Here is a 12,272-nt window from a genome sequence, read left to right as displayed (position 1 = left end):
CGCATGGAGGCTGCACCGTCGTCGCCGGACCGGTCGGCGCCGCGCGAGGTGGCCACCGCGCCGATCCCGACCCCCTACGGCGAGTTCCTGGCCCACGCGTTCGCGAGCTCCGCCGGGCGCGTGCACCTCGCGCTGGTGTGCGGGGAGATCGGCGACGGCGGGTCGGTGCTCACCCGGGTGCACTCGGAGTGCCTGACCGGGGACACCCTCGGCTCGCTGCGCTGCGACTGCGGGGTCCAGCTGCGGTCGGCGCTGCGGACCGTGGCCGCCGAGGGCCGCGGCGTCGTGCTGTACGTCGACGGCCACGGGAGTCGGGGAACCGGGCTGGTCGACGAGCTGCGGGTGCACGTCGGCGCCGGCGCCGATCCGGTCGGCGCGGACCCGGTTCCCGGCCCGGACGGCGACCTGCGGGACTACGGCGACCCGGCCGCTGTCCTGCGGTCGCTGGGGGTCCGTTCGGTGCGGCTGCTGTCGAACAACCCGGCGAAGGCGGCCGGCCTCCGGGAGCACGGGGTCGCGGTCGAGTCCCTTCAGCCGCTCGGCACGGAGGCGAACCGGCACAACCGCGCCCACCTGGACACCCAGCGGGCGCGGCTCGGGCATCTGCGGTCGACCGGGCGGCAGCCCGACGAGCTCCCCGCCGCGCCGGTCGACGTCGGCGGCCTGCTCGGCCCGCTGTGCGAGCACGCGCACCGGCCGCACGTCGTCCTGAAGTACGCCCAGACGCTCGACGGGCGGATCGCCACCCGGACCGGTGACGCGCGGTGGATCAGCGGCGCGGCGGAACGTCAGCTGTCGCACGCGATGCGCGCCGGCTGCGACGCGGTCCTCGTCGGGGCCGGGACGCTGCTGCAGGACGATCCGCAGCTCACCGTCCGGATGGTGCCGGGCGCCTCGCCGGTGCGCGTGGTGCTGGACTCGGCGCTGCGCACGCCCCTGACCGCGAAGGTGCTGTCCGACGACGCCGCCACCGTCGTGCTGTGCCGGTCCGACGCCGATCCGGCGCGGCGCCGGGCACTGGAGTCGGCGGGCGCGACGGTCCGCGACGTCCCGGCCGGACCGGACGGGCTGCGGATCGACGAGGCGCTCCGCCTGCTGCGCTCGATCGGGATCGCGTCGCTGCTGGTCGAGGGCGGGAGCCGGGTCATCACCTCGTTGCTGCGCGCGGCGGTGGTGGACCGGCTGGTCGTGTCGCTGTCACCGACGATCATCGGTGCCGGCGTCGAGGCGGTCGGCCCGCTCGGCGTCGACCGGGTCGCCGACGGCATCCGGCTGGTCCGCCGGTCGGTGGTCCTGGCCGGCGACGACGTCCTGACCGTCTTCGACGTGGCCGGCGCCGTCCCGCGGGAGCGGTAGCCCGACGGCGGCCCGCCCGGTGGCGTCGCGGTGCGGGGCCCGGCGGATCCGGTCGACGCCCAGCACGATCCCGCCGGGCAGCGCCGCGACCAGCGCCATCACGCCGTAGGCCGCCGCGGCGGCGACGCCCTGGTCCGCGCCCAGGCCCGCGGCGCTGAACGCCCACGCGGCCATGCCCTCCCGCGGCCCCCACCCGCCGACGCTGAGCGGCACCGCCATCGCGAGCAGCACCAGCACGACCAGCGGCGTCAGCACCGCCGGGGACGCGGTCGATCCGGTCGTCTCCGCCGCCACCAGGAAGACGCTGCCGTGGCCGGCCGCGACGAGCACCGAGGTGACCGTGACCACGGGCCACACCCGCCGGTCGACGAGGCCGGCACGGACGTCGGCGCGCACCGCGCGCAGCAGCCGTGCCCCGCGGGACGGCCCCCGGTGCGGCAGGGCCCGCAGCGCGAGCACCACGCCCAGCGCGCCGAGCGCCGCCGCGGCGACCGTCCACCCCATCCCGGCGCGGACCGGGGAGTCCAGGACGAGCAGCAGCACCAGCCCGAGGACCACCAGCACGACCTGGCCGGCGGTCCGCTCCCACGCCACGGCGCGCAGGCCCCGGCCGAGATCTCCGGCGTCCAGGCCGTGCCGCACCCCGCGGTGCACGTCGCCGACCACCCCACCGGGCAGTGCGCTGTTGAGGAACTGCGACCGGTAGTACGCGGCGACCGCCGTCCGCAGGGGCAGGCCGACGCCCAGCCCGCCGGCGACGGCCTGCCACCGCCAGGCCGAGCAGACGGTGGTCAGCGCGGTGATCGCCGTGGCGGCCAGCAGCGCGCCGGGGCTGAGCAGGCGCACGCCGTCCAGGAACGGGCCGGTGCCCAGCCGCCAGAGCAGCACCGCGAGGATCGCCAGGCCGCCGACCGGACGGGCCCACGCCCACGCCCGCCGCGTGCCGCCGCTCACGACCGGCCCGCTCCGTCGCCGGCCGCGGTCAGCACGGCCGCCACCCGCCGCGCCGTCGCGTCCCAGCCCTCCAGCGACCGGCGTCGCTCGCGGGCCGCCCGGCGCAGCCGCGCCCGCAGCCCGGCGTCGCACAGCCAGCGGCGGAGCGCCCCGCCGAGCGCCACCGGGTCGCCGGCGGGGACGAGCAGCCCGGGGATGCCGGCGCCGGTCCGCCCGACGGCCTCCCGGACACCGCCGACGTCGCTGGCCAGGACCGGCACCCCGGCCGCCAGCGCCTCGGTGAGCACCATCCCGTAGGACTCCAGCCGGGACGGCAGCACCAGCAGGTCCGCCGCCCGGTACTCGCGGCGCAGCTCCTCGCCCCGGCGGGGCCCGGTGAGCCGGATCCGGTCGGCGAGGCCGGACCCGTCCGCCGTGCGGCGGAACTGCTCCACGAACGGGGGGTCCACGTCGAGCGCGCCCACGACGGTGCAGCTCCAGGACAGCTCGACGACCCCGCGCAGCGCCTCGAGCAGCAGGTCGTGCCCCTTGTGGGGCGCCACGGCGCCGACGCAGAGCAGCCGGCCGCCGCCGGGGGTGCCGGGCGCCTCGTCGTCCGGGTCCACGCCGGGACGGGCCACCTGCACCCGGTCGGGCGGGAGCCGGTGGCGGTCGAGCAGCCCGTCCCGGGTCCACGCGCTGGTCGTGACGACGGCCCGGGCGGCGGCGAGGACCGCGCCCTCGGCCTCGGCCGCGACGGCGACGCCGCCGAGCGGCATGTGCACCAGGACCACCAGCCGCACGCGGCCGGCCTCCGGCACCAGGACGGCGGCCGCGGCGGACGCGATCAGGCCGTCCACCACGACCAGCGCGCCGTCCGGCGCGGCGCCCACCGTGCGCGCCAGCCGGGACAGGGCCGCCGGGTCCGGCCGGGGCCAGGGACCCGCAGCGGCGAGCTCGCGCACGTCCCACCCCAGCGCGCGCAGCCCGTCGCAGGTCCGCCGGTCGTACCGGTTGCCCCCGCTGGGCCGGGCGGGGTCGTCGATGCCGTCGGGGACGACGACGTGCACGGTCCTCACGAGGGCGCGACGGAGATCCGACCGCCGGACCGCCCGCGCCGCGAGGATGCACTCGCGTCTCGTGTCACCGGCAGCACCTCCCCGCGCGTGCGATGGACCGCATCGTCGCGCGTTCCGGTGTTCTTGGGCGTGCCCATCGACACGGAGGAGTCGTGTTGACGGTCCAACGGGGCCTGCTGGCCGGGCTGGTCGCCCACCTGGTGGTGCTCACCGCCCTCGCCGGCGCCGGCGCGGTGGGCGGGGTCGGCGCGCTCGCCGCGCTCGCCTACGGCGCCGGCACGGTCGCGCTGCTGGGGCGCGCACTGGCGGGCTCGCGCGCGCTCGGCGTCGGCCCGGCTGACCTGGTGACGCTGCTGCGGTCCGCGCTCGTCGGCGGCGTCGCGGCGCTGGTCGCGGACTCCGTGACCGGGCCGGTCCCGGTGGGCACGCTGGTCGCGCTGGCCGGCGTGGCGCTTGCGCTCGACGCGGTGGACGGCCGGGTGGCGCGGCGCACCGGGACGGTGACGGCGACCGGAGCGCGCTTCGACATGGAGGTCGACTCGGTCCTGGTCCTGCTCCTCGGCGTGTACGTCGCCGGCTCGCTGGGCCCGTGGGTGCTCGCGGTCGCGGCGGTCCACTACGTGTTCGTCGCCGCCCGCTGGGTGCTGCCCTGGCTGCGCGGGCAGGTGCCGCCCCGCCACTGGTGCAAGGTCGTCGCGGCCGTCCAGGGCATGGTGCTGGTCACCGTGGCCGCGGGCGTGCTGCCTCGCGTCGTCGCCGTCGGGGCCCTCGTCGCGGTGGCGGGACTGCTCGCCGAGTCGTTCGGCCGGGAGGTGTGGTTGCTGTGGCGCAGCCGCCGCACCAGCACAGCGGGCGACGTCGAGCCGCGGGCCGTCGGGTCCGTCCATGGCTGAGCCGGCGGGAGCCCCGGCCCCAGGACGGCGGCGCCGGGTGCTCTCGGCGGTGCTGACGGCGCTTGCCGTCCTCGTCGTCTGGGCGGTGCTGGTGGTGCCGGACCGGCTCTTCCGGCTGACCCCGGAGGCCTTCCTGCGCATCCCGGTGGAGGGGCTCGCCCTGGTCGGTGTCGGCCTGCTCGTGCGCCGGCACCGGGTCCGCGGCGTCGCGGTGCTCCTCGGTCTGGCGATCGGGCTGCTCGCCGTGGTGCGGGTGCTGGACCTGGGGTTCCGCGCGGCGCTGCTGCGGCCGTTCAACCCGGTGACCGACTGGAAGCTGGTCGGGCCCGCCGTCGACATGCTCCAGGACTCGCTCGGGCCGGGCTGGGCGAGGGCCGCCGTCGTCGGCGCGGTGCTCCTCGTCGTCCTGGTGCCGGCGGCGGTGACCGTGTCGGTGGTCCGCGTCTGCCGGGTCGCCACGGACCACCGCGGGCCGGCGGCCGGCGTGGCCGGCTCGCTCGGTGCGGCCTGGCTGGTCTGCGCCCTCCTCGCCGTCCACCTGACCCCGGGGGTGCCGGTCGCGTCCCGGGCGGCGGCCGAGCTCGCCGTCGTCCAGGTCCGCGACGTCGCCCACAACGTGCGCGACCTCTCCGCGTTCCGCACCGAGCTGGCGGCCCCCGACCCCTTCGCCACCCTGCCGGCCGCAGAGCTGCTCGCGAGCCTGCGCGGCAAGGACGTCCTGGTCGTGTTCGTCGAGAGCTACGGGCGGGTGGCGGTGGAGGGGTCCGCCGTGTCCGCCGACATCGCGGCCGTGCTGGACGCCGGCACCGGGTCGCTGCGCGCCGCCGGGTTCGAGGCGCGCAGCGCCTTCCTGACCTCCTCGACGTTCAGCGGGATCAGCTGGCTCGCCCACGCCACGCTCCACTCCGGGCTCTGGATCGACAGCCAGCAGCGCTACGACCAGCTGCTGGCCAGCGACCGGTTCACCCTGCCCGCGGCGTTCCAGCGGGCCGGCTGGCGGACCGTCGTCGACGTGCCGTCCAACCGCGACCCGTGGCCGGAGGGGCGGGCCTTCTACGGCTTCGACGAGGACCTCGACCGGCACGACGTGGGGTACGCGGGGCCGAAGTTCAGCTTCGCGGCGATGCCCGACCAGTACACGCTGGCCGCGTTCGAGCGGCTGGAGCTCGCGCCCGGTCATCCGCCGGTGATGGCGGAGATCGACCTGGTGTCCTCGCACGAGCCCTGGACCCCGGTGCCCCGCATGCTCGACTGGGACGAGCTGGGGGACGGCTCGATCTACGACGGCATGCCCGCCGAGGGGCCGGCGCCGGCCGACGTCCTCGGGGACACCGACCGGATCCGGGCGCTGTACGGGGAGTCGATCGAGTACTCGCTCACCGCCCTGATCTCGTTCGTGACGACGTTCCACGACTCCGACGACGACCTCGTGGTCCTGCTGCTCGGCGACCACCAGCCCGCCCCGGTCGTCACCGGCCCGGACGCGACGCACGACGTCCCGGTCACCCTCCTCGCGGCCGATCCGGCCGTGCTCGACCGGATCGGGTCGTGGGGCTGGGACCCCGGGTTGCGCCCGGGCCCGGATGCGCCGGTGTGGCCGATGGACGCCTTCCGGGACCGGTTCCTCACCGCCTTCGGGTAGCCGCGCGCCCCGCCGGCCGTCCGCCGGACCTGATGCCCGGGCGCCCGCTGCCGTGCGGGTTGGACCTGGTGCCCGGGGCCGGCGTGGCCGTTCTCCTCCAGGTCGCGCAGGCCGTCCACGCCCACGGCCTCAGCGGACCCCGGGGTCGGCCCCGGTCCCGCCACCACGCCGACCGGTCCCCGCCGACGCGGGGACCGGCGGGGCTGTGGGAGCGTTTCGGGCATGGTCGGACACGAGGATCTCGCGGTACGGACGCTCGGCCCCTGCCGGATCGACTCGCCGCTCGCCGCGCGGCTGGGTGAGCGGTCGACGACGCAGCACTCGGTCATCGAGGAGGACCGGATCCTCTTCGACGACACGCTCTCCATGGTCACGTCCCGAGGCGTGCCGGTCGACCAGCTGCCCAGCCTCGAGCCGGGCGGGCCGCGCAAGAAGATCTACTTCGACCCCGCCAAGACCCGGGTCGGGATCGTCACCTGCGGCGGCCTCTGTCCCGGCCTGAACGACGTGATCCGCGGGCTGGTGCTCGAGCTCTTCCGGCACTACGGCATCCGCCGGATCGTCGGGTTCCGGAACGGCTACCGCGGCTTCATCCCGCGGTACGGGGAGGACGTCGTCGACCTGACCCCCGAGGTCGTGATGCACATCGACGACGAGGGCGGCACGATCCTCGGCACCTCCCGCGGCCAGCAGGACCCGGAGGAGGTCGTCGACGCCCTGGAGCGCCTCAACATCAATGTGCTGTTCGTGATCGGTGGCGACGGCACCATCCGCGGGGCGATGGACCTCGTCCGCGTGGTGGAGGAGCGGGGGCTCAAGGTCGCCGTGGTGGGGATCCCGAAGACCATCGACAACGACATCCCCTACATCGACCAGAGCTTCGGCTTCCAGACCGCGATGGCGGAGGCGACGAAGTCGATCCACGCGGCGAGCGTCGAGGCGCGCTCCGCGCCCGGGGGGATCGGCCTGGTGAAGCTGATGGGCCGGCACTCCGGCTTCATCGCCTGCTACGCGACGCTGGCCAAGGACGACGCCGACTACGTGCTCATCCCCGAGGTGCCGTTCGCCCTGGACGGCGACCGGGGGTTCCTGGAGCACCTGCGCCACCGCGTGCAGGAGCGGGGACACGCCGTGGTGGTGGTCGCCGAGGGAGCCGGGCAGGAGTTCATCGAGGGGGAGGAGCCGGGGCGGGACGCCTCGGGCAACATCCGTTTCGGCGACATCGGCCGGCTGCTGCGCAAGCGGATCATCGAGCACCTGGACGGGCACGGCGTGGAGAACAACGTGCGCTACTTCGACCCGAGCTACGCGATCCGCAGCGTGCCGGCGAACCCGTTCGACAGCGCCTACTGCCTCCGGCTCGCCCACGCCGCCGTGCACGCGGCGATGGCCGGGCGCACCGAGGTGATCGTCGCGCGGCGGCGGCGGCGGTTCGTGCACATGCCCATGCCGCTGGCGGTCAGCCGCCGCAACCACGTCGACCCGCTGGGGGACCTGTGGTTGTCGGTGCTCGAGGCCACCGGGCAGCCCGTGCGCTTCGAGTGAGCCGGTCCCGGGTCCGCGGCCCGGCTCTGACTCAGCCGGGCTCGGACTCGTGCCCGGCCGGCACCGCCCGGACCAGGCCCCGGTAGGCGTCCGCGGCACGGATCCGGCCGCTGACGACGTCGTGGATGGCCCGCGCGATCGGCATGTCCAGACCGTGCCGGTCGGCCAGCTCCACGACCGTGGACACCGTCTTCACGCCCTCGGCGACCATCCGCATCTCGGCCAGGACCTCGTCGAGCGAGCGGCCCAGGCCGAGCTGCTCGCCGACGTGGCGGTTGCGGCTCTGCGGGCTCATGCAGGTGGCGACCAGGTCGCCCAGGCCGGCCAGGCCGGCCAGGGTGGCGGGCTCGCCGCCCATCGCCACGGCGAGCGTGGTGAGCTCGGCCAGGCCGCGGGACATCACCGCGGCCCGCGTGTTGTCCCCGACGCCCAGGCCCTGCGCCATGCCGGTCGCGATGGCGATGACGTTCTTGAGCGCGCCGCCGATCTCGCAGCCGACGACGTCGTGGTGGGTGTAGACGCGGAAGACCCCGCGCTGCACCTCGCGCTGCAGCGCCGCGGCCACGGTCAGGTCCCCGGTGGCGATGACGCTGGCCGCCGCCTGCCCGGCCATGATCTCCCGCGCCAGGTTGGGCCCGGTGAGCGCCGCGGCGGGCCGGCCGGGCAGCACCTCGGTGATCACCTCGGTCATCCGCAGGTGGGTGCCGCGCTCGAGTCCCTTGCTGAGGCTGACCACCGGGATCCAGGGCGCCAGGTGTGGCCGGACCTGTTCCAGGGTCTCCCGGACGGCGGCGGTCGGGACGCCGACCACCAGCAGCTCGGCGTGCCGGGACGCCTGTTCGAGGTCCGCCGTCGCGCGCAGCCGGGCGGGCAGCCGGGCTCCGGGGAGATAGTCGGCGTTGGAGCGCTGGCCGTTGACCTCGTCGACAACCGCGGGGTTGCGGGCCCAGAGCAGCACCTCGTGGTCGGGTCGGCACAGCAGCGTGGCGACCGTCGTCCCCCACGAGCCGGCTCCCAGCACCGTCACCCTCATCGTCGCCCCTTCCGACGGCCCGGTGAGGATCATGACCGACGGGCTGGCGGAGCAGGTGTCCCGCGGCCACCGTCCGTGACGACGCCGCGATGGCACGCCGACTCCGACGACGAGTCACGGCACCGGACGCCCCCGACGAGTTCCCCGGCCCCGCCTCGCGGAGGACGCTTGCCGCCTCCGGGCCCTCGCCGGCTCGACGACACCGGACCGCGGACCCATCACCAGGAGGACCTCATGCGCCGAACGGCCGCCGCCCCGCTCCTGTACGCGTGCGCCCTCGTGCTGCTCGCCGCGTGCGGGGGCGCCGAGGAGGAACCGGTCGCGACCGCCGGGGAGGACACCGCGGCCGGCGCCGGGTCGGAGGCGGCCGACGACGGGCTCGAGGTGACCCTGGTCGACCCCGAGGGCACCGAGGTCGGCACGGTGAGCCTCGCCGAGACCGACGAGGGCACGGAGGTGACGGTGGAGGTGGACGGTCTCCCGCCGGGCTTCCACGCGTTCCACGTGCACTCCATCGGCGCCTGCGAGCCGGACAGCGTGAGCCCCACCGACCCTGCGATGACCGGGGACTTCCTCTCGGCCGGTGGGCACCTCGGCGCGGGCGAGGCCGACCACGGCGAGCACCAGGGCGACCTGCCGACCCTGTTCGTCTCGGCGTCCGGCACCGGGTCCCTCACCGCGGTCACCGACGCGCTGAGCCTGGCCGACCTCACCGACCAGGACGGCAGCGCGGTCATGGTGCACGCCGGCCGGGACAACTACGCGAACATCCCGGAGCGGTACGCGCCGGGCGGGCCGGACGACATGACCAAGGGCACCGGGGACGCCGGCGGCCGCATCGCCTGCGGGCTCGTCGAGGGCTGACGGCGCGTCGGGCACCCGCCCCCTGGCGGCGACCAGCCCGACCGCGCGTCAGGTGGGAGCGGGGCGGCCCGTCCCGGTCACCAGCGGAGCGGGGTGATCTGCCGGGACTGCGCCGTGCGGCAGACCCGGCAGTTCCCCCAGGTGACGAGGGCGAGCGGCGTCGTGGGGGCGCCGCACTCGGGGCAGTCGACGGGCTCCTGCGAACGGGCGCGGGCCTCGGTGAGCTCCCGGGACCGTTCCTCGTGGATCTTCTCGTCGCCCCGGCAGGGGCAGCCGAGATGTGCTTCGGCGCAGCGTCCACGTCGTGTGGCGATGGGGTCTCCTCTGTCTGCTCCGACGCGACCGCCGGGCGGCTCCGCGACTTGCGTCCCTGCCGATTGTCCCCCGAAGAAGTCCCCGGGGGCGGGAACACCGACGGCCGGTCCTCCGGCGGGGGGAGTTGTGCCGTTCCGGCTCGGGGACGCCCACCACCGCGCAGCGGCGGGTGCCCCGGTCAGTGGTTGCCGCGGGCGACCCGCAGCACCATGCCGTCGGCGCCGGCCAGGACGACCAGGTCGCCGCGGCGGAACCGGGTCCGCGCGGGAGTGTTCGGGTCCGGGGAGACGTCGTCGGGTGCGTCGAGGCAGCGCCGGATGTCGCCGTCGGTGACCTTCAGGCCGGTGGCGGCCTCCCGGGCGCCACGGGTCATCCGCAGCCCGCCGGTGGAGGTCCCCGTCCGCGGCTGCGGGTCCGATCCGGGGCGCGCGGCGGAGGTCGGCCACACGGAGGAGTGGGTCCCAGTGGTGGAGGCGTCGTCGTCGTGGTCGTCCCCCGACGACGGCGGAGCGAGGAAGGTGAGTTCGGGTGCCGCCATGCGGTGCTCCGCTTCGTCGGTGTGCGGGGGCGTCTGCCTCGCCGCGGTGGTGGGGCGCGAGGTGCCGGGCGCGTCGGACTCGGCCTGCGGGCGGTCCCACGGTGCGGGTACCGAGCGGTCCCGTCGTCCGCACGCTACGGGACGGTGCCCCGGTCCCAGGCGATCGGCCCCGGTTCCCTGACCCTCACGGGTGGGTTCCCCGTCAGGCGCGGACCAGCGCTCCCAGCGCCTCCGGGTCGTAGAGCGTGCCGGAGTCGACCGGCTCGCCGTTGAGCAGGGCCGCCGGCGTGCCCTGCGGGTCCTGGTCCTCGAACGACCGCTCGGCCTCGGCCACCCAGGCCTCGTACCGGCCCTCGCGCACGCCGGTCACGAAGTCCGGATCGCGCAGGTCAACCCTGCGGCCGAGGGCGAGCAGGTCCTCGACGGTGAACCCGCCGCTGTGCTCGGGCGGCTGGGCGGCGAACAGCTCCCGGCGAAACTGGTCGAAGCGGCCGGCCTCCGCGGCGAGGGCCAGCGCGTTGCCGGCGCGCACCGACTCCGGGCCCAGCATGGACCGCATCCGGTACTCGACCGCGACCGCGCCGGCCGCCACCTCCCGGCGCAGCAGGTCTCCCGACGCGTCCTCGAACCGCCGGCAGTAGGGGCACTGCGGGTCCTCGAAGACGACCAGCCGGCGGCGGGCGTTGTCGCTGCCGACGAGCACACCGCCGTCCGGGGTGTGACCGGAGGGTGCGGGAGACGTCGCGGTGGGGTCCATGGGAGCGTTCCTACCCCGCGAGGGCCGGTCCTGCCCGTGGTCGATCGCGGCGCCCCCGCGGACGGGCCCTCGTCACGGGAGGGCCAGCATCCGGTCAGCGGCCGCCCGGGTGAACGCCTCCGGCGGCAGTGCGTCCGGACCGATCAGTGCGGCGGCGATGGGCAACCGTGCACGCGGGTCGGCGGCGAAGCGGGCGAGCGCCGCGGTCCGGCGGCGTCGCCCGTCCGGGGTGAAGTCGGCGCGGAGCCTGGTGATCGCCTCCGCCGTGGCGCGGAGGCGCCGCATCCGCTCGGCGCGCTCGACGGCGTACGGCTCGAAGGTGCCCGGCCCCCGCGACCGCTCGCCGAGGAGGGCGTCGCCCACCAGCCGCGCGTCGCGGATCGCGACCGTCAGGCCCTGACCGGCGATGGGGTCGCTGCAGCCGGCTGCGTCGCCGATCAGCACGGCGCCCGGCACGTACGGCGTCTCCGACCAGGTGTCCTCCATCGGGAAGCTCGCCCATCCCGGTCGGGGGCGGGCGTGCTGGAACGTCACGGCGTCGGGGAAGCAGGTCAACGTGGCCAGCCGCTGCACCGCGCGGTCACCGGCTCCGCTCCCGGCGAACCGGCGGGGCGCCCTCGGGTCCCAGAAGAGGTAGATCCGCGCGCAACTGTTCCGCCGGGGGAAGACGGCGAAGACGACGTCCTCGCAGGTGCCGATCGAGTTCGTCGACGCGGGCCACCCGGTCAGCCCGTCGACGAGGAGCCCGACCGCGAAGGTCCGCGGGCCGGTGGCGGCCAATGGGATGCCGAGCTGCCGGCGGACGGTGGAGTTCCGGCCGTCGGCACCGACCACCATCCGCGCGTGGACGATCCGCTCACCGAGGTCGTGCTCGTAGCTGACCGCCGGCTGCGGACCCGCGGTCACCTGCACCCGGCGTACACCGCGGACCACCTCGGCCCCAGCCGAGGAGGCCACGTCCATCAGCTCCCGGCAGGCGCCGGGATGACTGAGGTTCAGCATCCCCGCAGCACCGGGCACCAGGACGGACGTGTCCAGCGCCGCGGCCTCGGCGACGTCCGGGGCCATCGAGTCCCCGTAGGGGACCGACCGCGCAGCCATGGTCCCCTCGGCCCGCAGGACGACGTCCAGCAGTCCGGATCGGTTGAGCTCGGCGCAGCCCCAGGGCGGCATGTACTCGCCGCGGACCCGATCCCGGTACTCCGCTGACTGCTCCAGGACGGTCACGGACAGTCCGGCGCGAGCCAGCCGCACGGCCAGGGCACCCCCGGCGAAGCCTCCGCCGACGATCGCGACCTCGGCCGTGGTCTCGTCCAT

Annotated in this window: 10 protein-coding genes and 1 pseudogene; 5 read left to right on the top strand and 6 right to left on the bottom strand. The window is 76.1% G+C overall.

What is annotated here, in order from left to right; all coding sequences use genetic code 11:
* Positions 1-3: 3 nt before the first annotated feature.
* A complete protein-coding gene (ribA, locus tag HK417_RS02875; RefSeq protein ID WP_222263101.1) occupies positions 4-1,356 on the top strand; it encodes a GTP cyclohydrolase II RibA in 1,353 nt (450 codons plus the stop codon).
* Between the two features lie 87 nt (positions 1,357-1,443).
* Here ribA and HK417_RS24915 read toward each other — a convergent pair.
* Both HK417_RS24915 and HK417_RS26315 read right to left on the bottom strand, forming a co-directional pair.
* A pseudogene (locus HK417_RS24915) lies at positions 1,444-2,310 on the bottom strand (lysylphosphatidylglycerol synthase transmembrane domain-containing protein); the annotation flags it as partial.
* Positions 2,307-3,416 carry a glycosyltransferase family 4 protein gene (locus HK417_RS26315; protein ID WP_308123338.1) on the bottom strand — a complete coding sequence of 370 codons (1,110 nt, stop codon included), beginning with the start codon at positions 3,414-3,416 and terminating at the stop codon, positions 2,307-2,309. The gene HK417_RS26315 and the pseudogene HK417_RS24915, both read right to left, overlap by 4 nt.
* Positions 3,417-3,523: 107 nt before the next feature.
* Here HK417_RS26315 and HK417_RS02865 point away from each other — a divergent pair, with 107 nt between their 5' ends.
* The 3 genes from HK417_RS02865 (at position 3,524) to HK417_RS02855 (ending at position 7,448) form a co-directional block, all read left to right on the top strand.
* Positions 3,524-4,261, top strand: a complete 738-nt coding sequence (locus HK417_RS02865) for a CDP-alcohol phosphatidyltransferase family protein (RefSeq protein ID WP_222263097.1) — start codon at positions 3,524-3,526, stop codon at positions 4,259-4,261.
* Positions 4,254-5,903: a hypothetical protein gene (locus HK417_RS02860; RefSeq protein WP_222263095.1), complete on the top strand. Its 1,650-nt coding sequence runs from the start codon at positions 4,254-4,256 to the stop codon at positions 5,901-5,903. The genes HK417_RS02865 and HK417_RS02860 overlap by 8 nt, the downstream gene beginning before the upstream one ends.
* A 222-nt stretch (positions 5,904-6,125) precedes the next feature.
* Complete coding sequence (locus HK417_RS02855) at positions 6,126-7,448, top strand: ATP-dependent 6-phosphofructokinase (protein WP_222263093.1); 1,323 nt, start codon at positions 6,126-6,128, stop codon at positions 7,446-7,448.
* A 31-nt stretch (positions 7,449-7,479) separates the two neighbouring features.
* Here HK417_RS02855 and HK417_RS02850 read toward each other — a convergent pair whose 3' ends face one another.
* Positions 7,480-8,481, bottom strand: a complete 1,002-nt coding sequence (locus HK417_RS02850) for an NAD(P)H-dependent glycerol-3-phosphate dehydrogenase (RefSeq protein ID WP_222263091.1) — start codon at positions 8,479-8,481, stop codon at positions 7,480-7,482.
* A gap of 234 nt (positions 8,482-8,715) precedes the next feature.
* On the opposite strand from HK417_RS02850, the gene HK417_RS02845 reads away from it, so the two are divergent.
* Positions 8,716-9,345: a superoxide dismutase family protein gene (locus HK417_RS02845; protein WP_222263089.1), complete on the top strand. Its 630-nt coding sequence runs from the start codon at positions 8,716-8,718 to the stop codon at positions 9,343-9,345.
* Between the two features lie 493 nt (positions 9,346-9,838).
* Here the strand turns inward: HK417_RS02845 and HK417_RS02840 are convergent, their stop codons facing one another.
* The 3 genes from HK417_RS02840 to HK417_RS02830 all read right to left on the bottom strand — a co-directional run bounded on the left by HK417_RS02840 (position 9,839) and on the right by HK417_RS02830 (position 12,272).
* Positions 9,839-10,198: a hypothetical protein gene (locus HK417_RS02840; protein WP_222263088.1), complete on the bottom strand. Its 360-nt coding sequence runs from the start codon at positions 10,196-10,198 to the stop codon at positions 9,839-9,841.
* A gap of 202 nt (positions 10,199-10,400) precedes the next feature.
* Complete coding sequence (locus HK417_RS02835; RefSeq protein WP_222263086.1) at positions 10,401-10,955, bottom strand: DsbA family protein; 555 nt, start codon at positions 10,953-10,955, stop codon at positions 10,401-10,403.
* A gap of 72 nt (positions 10,956-11,027) precedes the next feature.
* The gene (locus HK417_RS02830) at positions 11,028-12,272 is read right to left on the bottom strand and encodes an NAD(P)/FAD-dependent oxidoreductase (RefSeq protein ID WP_222263084.1); all 1,245 of its coding nucleotides are present in this window, start codon (positions 12,270-12,272) and stop codon (positions 11,028-11,030) included.

It is taken from the genome of Modestobacter marinus (assembly GCF_019799945.1).
In the GTDB taxonomy this organism is placed as follows: domain Bacteria; phylum Actinomycetota; class Actinomycetes; order Mycobacteriales; family Geodermatophilaceae; genus Modestobacter; species Modestobacter marinus_B.
The sequence above is the reverse complement of the archived record's forward strand: the minus strand, read 5'-3'. Positions and strand labels throughout refer to the sequence as shown.

Excerpts from the sequence above, each read along its gene's own strand:
- ribA (WP_222263101.1), top strand. The coding sequence starts at position 4 with ATGGAGGCTGCACCGTCGTCGCCGGACCGGTCGGCGCCGCGCGAGGTG.
- HK417_RS02860 (WP_222263095.1), top strand. The coding sequence starts at position 4,254 with ATGGCTGAGCCGGCGGGAGCCCCGGCCCCAGGACGGCGGCGCCGGGTG.
- HK417_RS02855 (WP_222263093.1), top strand. The coding sequence starts at position 6,126 with ATGGTCGGACACGAGGATCTCGCGGTACGGACGCTCGGCCCCTGCCGG.
- HK417_RS02850 (WP_222263091.1), bottom strand. The coding sequence starts at position 8,481 with ATGAGGGTGACGGTGCTGGGAGCCGGCTCGTGGGGGACGACGGTCGCC.
- HK417_RS02845 (WP_222263089.1), top strand. The coding sequence starts at position 8,716 with ATGCGCCGAACGGCCGCCGCCCCGCTCCTGTACGCGTGCGCCCTCGTG.
- HK417_RS02840 (WP_222263088.1), bottom strand. The coding sequence starts at position 10,198 with ATGGCGGCACCCGAACTCACCTTCCTCGCTCCGCCGTCGTCGGGGGAC.
- HK417_RS02835 (WP_222263086.1), bottom strand. The coding sequence starts at position 10,955 with ATGGACCCCACCGCGACGTCTCCCGCACCCTCCGGTCACACCCCGGAC.
- HK417_RS02830 (WP_222263084.1), bottom strand. The coding sequence starts at position 12,272 with ATGGACGAGACCACGGCCGAGGTCGCGATCGTCGGCGGAGGCTTCGCC.